5 protein-coding genes are annotated in these 7404 nt (G+C 34.4%); all 5 read right to left on the bottom strand.

What is annotated here, in order from left to right; genetic code table 11:
• Positions 1–169: 169 nt before the first annotated feature.
• A complete protein-coding gene (locus tag BTJ66_RS07660; protein WP_099090380.1) occupies positions 170–1654 on the bottom strand; it encodes a Na+/H+ antiporter NhaC family protein in 1485 nt (494 codons plus the stop codon).
• Between the two features lie 84 nt (positions 1655–1738).
• Positions 1739–3067: an LLM class flavin-dependent oxidoreductase gene (locus BTJ66_RS07655; protein ID WP_099090379.1), complete on the bottom strand. Its 1329-nt coding sequence runs from the start codon at positions 3065–3067 to the stop codon at positions 1739–1741.
• A complete protein-coding gene (locus BTJ66_RS07650) occupies positions 3064–4080 on the bottom strand; it encodes an MsnO8 family LLM class oxidoreductase (RefSeq protein ID WP_099090378.1) in 1017 nt (338 codons plus the stop codon). The genes BTJ66_RS07655 and BTJ66_RS07650 overlap by 4 nt, the downstream gene beginning before the upstream one ends.
• Positions 4081–4304: 224 nt before the next feature.
• The gene (locus BTJ66_RS07645; RefSeq protein ID WP_099090377.1) at positions 4305–5084 is read right to left on the bottom strand and encodes an SDR family NAD(P)-dependent oxidoreductase; all 780 of its coding nucleotides are present in this window, start codon (positions 5082–5084) and stop codon (positions 4305–4307) included.
• Positions 5085–5442: 358 nt separating this feature from the next.
• A complete protein-coding gene (locus tag BTJ66_RS07640; protein WP_099090376.1) occupies positions 5443–7107 on the bottom strand; it encodes a Na/Pi cotransporter family protein in 1665 nt (554 codons plus the stop codon).
• Positions 7108–7404 lie beyond the last annotated feature (297 nt).

Here is a 7404-nt window from a genome sequence, read left to right as displayed (position 1 = left end):
AGAGACTACAGGCTCGAACCATACCCCAGGCAAGCATGCACGGTCAAAATCGTAAGATTTTAAATATAAAGAGGACTAACCCATAAAGGATTAGCCCTCTTTTTTTGAGATTGGGTATTTATGTCCCAGCCTCTTTTGATTTTAATTTATTATTCGTATTTAGTTATGCTTACATGCCACCCGTCCAACCAATAGCTGTAATAACATAAAGTACGATGGCAGCTACAATCATCCATACTACAAATAGTGGCATCATAAATTTAAACCATGAGCCGAAATTTGCTTTAGCGATAGCTATTGCACCTATCGTAGCACCTAATGTAGGTGTAATTAAATTACCTAATCCACCTCCAAAAGACAGAGATGTTAACAGTATCTGATCATTAACGCCTAGTGTTTCAGTTACAGGTTGTAATATCGGTACCATCACACTCATGAGTCCAGAACCTGATGGAACCAAAAAGTTAAAGATAGTTGCAACTACAAATACGATGATGGCCACAATGCCTGATGATGAACCATCAAGTTGTGTCGTCAGTGTATGAACAATCGTGCTAAGTATTTGCCCCTTTTCTAAAATAACACTTATCGTATTCGCCATAATAATAGCAAATGCTACTACGAGCATTGGCTTTGCACCTTCTAAAAAGCCATCGACCATTTCACTAGGTGTTTTACTTTTCACTATATATGCCAATACAAAACTAATGCCAAAAATGGTAATAAACACACCGTTACCGTATTTTTCTGTCCAATTAAATAACCCGTTTCCTAAAGCTAGAAATATAGGTGTTAAAATAACCAATGCTACAACTATGTAGTCTCTCCAATTCACCTGTCTATCTTCAATAACCATATCATTGCTTTTTTCTTGAGCCACATCTTGTTGCCACGCATTTGTATTCATCATACTTTTATTTGGGTCTTTAATGATTCTTTTTGCGTACCATATTACATACAATAATGTAACAATTAAGAAAGCAACATACATTATAGCTCTTCCACCATAACCTGAATATAACGCTACATCAGGATAAATAATTTGACCTATTTTTGCCATACCAGAAGGTGATACTGAAAAGGCCATGTAAAGTGGTAAAAAGGTAATAGCTAATGCCATAATTGGGTCCAATTTCAAACGATTGACTAATATAACGCCTAAAGTTACAAATACAATCATTTGGTCTCCACCAACAAAGAAGCCAATAAATGCCATTAATGAAAATAAACCAATGATAAGCGGGAGGGCACCTGCATGTTCAAATCGATAAATCATATAATTTGTTAATTTTTTAACAGAATCTAAATATAATATACCTCCCATTGCGCCTCCAATAAATAGTAACAACGTTACTGTTTGTGCTGATTGAATGCCGCCATTTAGGATAAGCGTAATCGCATAGAATGGATTCACTGGATTTTGATCAATCGCATGGTATGTACCTTGAATAAGAGCGCCATCTTTACCTGTATCAAATGCACCTGCAGGAATAACATAGGTCAAGAAGCAAGCAAACATCATCATGATTAACATCATTAATAACACGTGTGGTAATTCGAATTTTTTCTTAGTGCTAACTGAGGTATGATCTAAAACCTGGTTAGCATTCTGGCTACTGACATTTTGATAAGATGTTGTACTTGATTCTGACATATTCATGCACTCCTTTTATAATAAAAAATAGACACAACTTTAAATAACATAGGTGTGCCTATCTATATAAGCTCTGATATTTAGTTATTGCGTAACATGTGTCTGATTATATCGATTTTCTTTAAATGGTATACCAATATGGTCACGCAACGTATTGCCTCGATATGTGTTACTGTAATAACCTTTTTTCTCCAGTATCGGTAAGACTTGATTTAAAAATTCATCATATACCGTACCATAAATGTGTGGACCAAAGATGAATCCATCTGCCGCGCCATCCTCAAACCACTCTATCATTAAATCTGCAACACGTTCATACGTACCCATGAATGGTGATTGACGTACAGTTTCTTCAAGCGCGACTTCTCTTAATGTTAACTGTTGTTCCTTAGCACGTGCTGCAATGGCATCCGTTGTAGCACGGAAACTATTTTTCCCAATCTCACCTAGCTCTGGAAATGGCGCATCTAATTCATATTGCTTAAAATCGTGATGATCATAATATCTACCTAGGTAATCTAAAGCTTCATCAATATTTGCCAATGATTTTATTTCTTCGAATCGCACTTCCACTTCACTTTCAGTTTCACCAATGACTGGTGCTAAAATAGGATATACTTTCACTTCATCAGGATTACGGCCAAATGATTTTGCTTGTGCTTTAATACTATCGTAGTTACTTTTGGCTGTTTCTTTTGATTCACATAATGTAAATACAGCATCTGCAAATTTAGCTGCATAGGCCTGACCTTTCGGAGAAGCACCCGCTTGGAAAATGACGGGTTGACCCTGTTCAGAACGACTTGCATTTAATGGACCTTTGACCTGGAAGTATTTACCTTTATAATCTAAAGTATGCATTTTATTTTTATCAAGGTATTCACCCTTTTCAACATCAAAGGTAAATGCATCATCTTCATATGAATCCCACAAACCTTGAACGACTTGAATATGTTCCTCTGCAATATCATATCTAATATCATGTTCTGGGTGATCACCTTTACTATAATTATCTGCACTACCGGCAAGTGGTGATGTGACCACATTCCAACCTGCACGGCCATGACTGATTTTATCTATAGTTGCTAATTGGCGTGCAACAGTAAATGGCTCACTATAAGAAGTGGATATGGTACCAACTAAACCTATGTTTTGTGTGATTGGTGCAAGTGCAGCAAGTAATGTGAGTGGTTCATGACGATCTAAAAAATGTGGAATAGATTTTTCATGTATATATAAACCGTCTGCAACAAATACAAAGCTAAAGCCGTATTGTTCTGCTTTTTTTGCGATTTCCAATTGAAATTCAAAATTTGTACTCGCATCATTTGGTACTTCTTTCGATTTCCAAGCGTGCATATGACTACCTGGACCATTAAGCATTATGCCCAAATCTATATTTCCTTTACTCATATAATCCCTTCTTTCTCATTAAGCACCTGGTTTGTTGGTGCCAATTGCTTTACTGTTTTCATTCGTAAATGATGGTTTTGAACCGGTATATGCAACATAAACTCATCAATTAAACCTTCAATATTTAATTGCTGTAATTGCCTTTTTACTTCTAGGGCTGACCCTTCTAAAACTTCAATTTTCTTTGTTTCAACTTCAAATGTTTCCCTACTTTGTTCCGTAAATGTCTCTAATTGTTGTTTTGTATTAACTGTAATTTTTCGACCATCTTTAAAATGAAGTGCATAATTTGTACGCCCTTCTTCAACTAATACTCTGTCTGACTCATTTTCAGTAACTACCGACGCTACTCCAACGATGACTCTTCCCTCAGGATATCGTTGTTTATATGCTTTAATTGATTTATGCAATACATCAACATTAGAATTAATGAAATATGCATATACAAAACCAACTTTTTCGTCTGCAGCAAATTGCGCTGAATTTTCACTACCTCCGAGTAAAAATAACTCGGGTACTGGGATCTGGTTATTGCGTAGCGTTGTGTGTAACTGACTATAATCCTCATCTTCATTAAAGTTCTGTTTGTTAAAACGATTTAAAAGATGAAATTTATCGTTAAAAGTAGTTTGCGAAGTTTTCATTTCAGATTGAAGCGCTTGGGTTGCTAATGGAAAACCACCTGGCGCTTTTCCTATACCTAAATCTACTCTTCCTGGTGCGATATTGCTTATCAAATGAAATTGCTCAATTACTTTAAACGGACTATAGTGTTGTAACATAACACCACCCGATCCTACTCGAATACGTTTTGTTTGATTTAATAAATGAGTCACTAATATTTCTGGACTAGTACCAACAACTTCAGGTATATTATGATGCTCTGCAACGAAATATCTTGTGTAACTTTCTTTTTCAGCCAATTGTGCTAATTCAACTGTATGTGCAATGGCATCACTAACAGTTTCATCAGTACCTATTGGACTTTGGTCTAAAATACTCATAGATGTCATAAGGAACCCTCCCAAATCAATTTTCTGAAAATTATATTAATAGTAATATTATGCCTATCTGCCATTTATGTCAAGTATCCCTATCGTTTTAATAGGGATTAATTCCCAAAATTTATAACAGGCTTTCAACCAATTGATTCAACTGATTAATTACCTGTTATATAAAATCACTAGCTTTATACTATTTTAAAATAAAATACAGTATTTTATCACGCACATAATAGCTATAGCGCTGTATACCCACCATCTATTGTAACAACACTTCCAGTAACAAATGAAGAGGCATCAGAAGCTAAATATAACGCAGCGCCTTGTAATTCTTCAGGAACACCTGGTCTCCCAAGTGGCGTGAACTTCATCCATGTATCAATCATGTCGCCGCCTTGAGCAAAATAATCTTTCGTAAGTTCTGTCTTCATGTAACCTGGCGCAATTGTATTTACACGAATGCCATATTCTGCCCATTCACTTGCTAAACTTTTAGTGAACATAATTACAGCACCTTTTGACGTATTATAAGCAGCTTGAGGTTGTGGCGTATTAACGATTATACCTGACATTGAAGAGGTATTTATAATTGAACCTTTTTTCTGCTCAATCATCACTTTCCCTACCGCTTGTGATACTAGTACCATACTGTTAATATTGACGTCCATATTTTTCACCCAACGATCATATGGCATATCTTCAAATTTAACATGTTCATTAATACCTGCATTATTAAACAAAATATCAATACGCCCAAATGTATCCATTACATCTGTCACCATTTGTTCAACGTCTGATACGCTTGTAACATCTACTTTACACGCCAATGCTTTATTTCCTGTTTCATTCTCAAATTCAGTCGCTGTCTCTTGAGCTAAATCTAAATTTATATCGGCAATGACTAAATGTGCACCCGCTTCTGCTAATCCTTTGCCCATGGCTTTACCTAATCCAGATGCACCACCTGTCACAATTGCTACTTGATTATCTAATTTAAACTTATCAAAAACACTCATATTGTAACCTCCATTATTTCTTTATGTTTATCATAATTGTAGGATAAAATAATTAATTAAGATAGTGTAAACGCTTACCGAAATAAAATTAATTTCACTAAGTCATTGTTGTTGGATATTACAAACTTCAAAGCAATAGAAGTTGGAACAGAAATATAATTTAGGTAAGATATCTTTTTCTCTCCTTCAACAAAAATGACTAGAGTTGAGGCACAAAAAAATCTTATTAACTTAATTAATTGATAAGTAATATTAGAGAGAAACAAGCATAAAAAAACTGCCAACAAGCTCGGAGACCTTGTCGACAGTGAGAGCGTTTGAGACAATGCATTTACCTCAAATACTTCTTAATCATTCGTTAGTATGACCAACCTAACAGATTTTCTTCTTCTTCATTTGTATCTATCTCATCTATATCAATCATTGACTCTGAAATATTTCTTGAATGGTAGCCAATACGTTCTAAAATTGCAATCATATCCAGATATAATAAACCGCCCTCAGGTGTACACTCACCCGAACTCAACCTTTTAATATGTTTTTTCCTTAAATCATGCTCTAAACGATAAGATTCATTGCTTATTTTAACTATTTCATCGCGTTTTACTCTGTCATAAACATCAAACATATCAATTGTTTTATCAAATGACATTGTCACATGATCATACAACCTGTTTATGCTAACTTCTGCTTTTTCTGAAATTTGGACTTGATTTGTTCGTTCTTTTTTCTTATCCAATAAGTATGCTTCAGATAATCCAGCGACTTTTAATATTGTTCGGTTGACATCTTGTAGAACTGTCATTCTTTCTGCATCTTTTTTTGATAATTTCTTCTCAGATATCTTAGTCAAATATTGGCGCACATTATCATACATATTATCTATAGCTGCGTGTTTATGCATGATTTCACGTTCCTTTTTATCATCATACTCATTAACACTTTTCAGCATAGAAAATGTCATATGTCCGATATTTTGAATTTCTTCTTGGGCTTCTTGTAAAGCGATACTAGGTGCTCTATTAATTAAATTTCTATCTAGATTCCTAGGTTTATATTTTTCATTTAAATCTTCGCCTGGAACAATCTTAGTTACTATCCATGCTAGTACAAAGATAAATGGTAATTGAATTAATGTATTTGTGACATTGAACGTACCATGTGCAAATGCAATGACCATTTCTGGTTTGAGGTTGAAAATACTCTGCATCCATTCGATAACCATTTGATACAGTGGTAATATAATTAAGAATATTGCTGCACCAATAACATTAAATAAAACATGGACCGCTGCCACTCGTTTTGCTGCAAGCGAACCAGCAAGACTTGCCAATACTGCTGTGATGGTAGTACCAATATTATCACCTAATAAGACAGGTAACGCACCATGTAAACTAATTAAATCATTAGCAAAAAACCCTTGTAAAATACCAATCGTTGCACTAGAACTTTGGATAATCAGTGTAACTACTGTGCCAGCAACTACACCATAAATTGGATTTGAAGACATATCCAACATCAATTGTTTAAATCCTTCTAAATTCGCTAAGGGCTTAACTGCACCGCTCATCAATTCTAAGCCATAAAACAAAGCACCGAAACCAAATAATATCATTCCGATATTTTTAACTTTACGCTTTTGAATAAAGAAAATTAAAAATGCACCAATTGCTAAGATAGGAAGCGCATAAGCACCAACGTCTATACCTATTATAAATGCTGTAACCGTCGTACCTATATTGGCACCCATGACTACTCCTATAGCTTGTCGCATTGTCATAAAGCCTGCACTTACGAGCCCAATTGTAATGACAGTAGTGCCTGAACTACTTTGAATTAATATCGTTACAATCATACCAGCAAGTACACCCATAATTGGATTACTTGTAAATGTATTTAAGATATTTCTTAGACGATCACCAGCGGCTGACTGTAGACCATCTCCCATTTGTTTAATACCATATAAAAATATACCTAGACCACCTATAAATGTGAAAATAATCTCCATTACAGAAGAATCCATCATTACACCTCTTTAAATAATTTGTAAACTATGTGAATTGTAACTTATTTTTGTTAAGTTATTGTTAAATGAATATTAAAATGTGAGGTTGCTTACTAAATAAAATTGTAATGTCATTACAAAATAAAGATACCCTTGTTGAAAAAACTGTCATTACTGGATTTCTCTCATTTTGCTATTTTTGTATATATAATAAATTAATAGTTTTTAGAATAAATTTAGTAAAATTAACAAAAATGTTCATCGCAATTTATGCTTTGGCTTAACTCATTATATATTTACTAATATAAGAAGATC

This window comes from Staphylococcus edaphicus (assembly GCF_002614725.1).
Lineage (GTDB): Bacteria > Bacillota > Bacilli > Staphylococcales > Staphylococcaceae > Staphylococcus > Staphylococcus edaphicus.
The sequence above is the reverse complement of the archived record's forward strand: the minus strand, read 5'-3'. Positions and strand labels throughout refer to the sequence as shown.

Coding starts and splice junctions, on each gene's coding strand:
- BTJ66_RS07655 (WP_099090379.1), bottom strand. CDS start 3,067: ATGAGTAAAGGAAATATAGATTTGGGCATAATGCTTAATGGTCCAGGT.
- BTJ66_RS07640 (WP_099090376.1), bottom strand. CDS start 7,107: ATGGATTCTTCTGTAATGGAGATTATTTTCACATTTATAGGTGGTCTA.
- BTJ66_RS07650 (WP_099090378.1), bottom strand. CDS start 4,080: ATGACATCTATGAGTATTTTAGACCAAAGTCCAATAGGTACTGATGAA.
- BTJ66_RS07660 (WP_099090380.1), bottom strand. CDS start 1,654: ATGTCAGAATCAAGTACAACATCTTATCAAAATGTCAGTAGCCAGAAT.
- BTJ66_RS07645 (WP_099090377.1), bottom strand. CDS start 5,084: ATGAGTGTTTTTGATAAGTTTAAATTAGATAATCAAGTAGCAATTGTG.